The sequence below is a fragment of the Hungatella sp. SL.1.14 genome, from assembly GCF_024460495.1.
Lineage (GTDB): Bacteria > Bacillota > Clostridia > Lachnospirales > Lachnospiraceae > Hungatella > Hungatella hathewayi.
On the sequence record NZ_JANFYJ010000369.1, the window covers coordinates 1 to 299 of the forward strand.

The 299-nt window shown below is 57.5% G+C and carries 1 protein-coding gene; it reads right to left on the reverse strand.

Annotated elements, in window-relative coordinates; genetic code table 11:
• Positions 1-299: DUF5107 domain-containing protein (locus NE473_RS31400; protein ID WP_256265667.1), on the reverse strand; the 299-nt coding region annotated here is incomplete at both ends.

The window sequence follows — 299 nt, forward strand, 5'->3', positions numbered from 1 at the left end:
GAAGAACCGGAAGTCCGCTGCCGGTCTCCAGCCTGGCAGTAAAAAGAGGTTCCATGGTCAGCGGAGTATGGCCGATGAGGCCGATATTCCAGTCCACTCCTCCCGAAAACCAGGCGTCACGCAGGGCCAGGTTACCGGGACGTATCACATCATTGGTATAGAGCAGCTCGCGCCCCGAATTTAAATCAGTAAGCTGCCAGAGCCGCCCGCCGAATTCCGGCAGGAACACGGCTCTCAGGTATTCATTTTCCAGAACTGCCGTCTTCACCGGGTGAAGGCCGCATTCCCGTGTGTAGCAG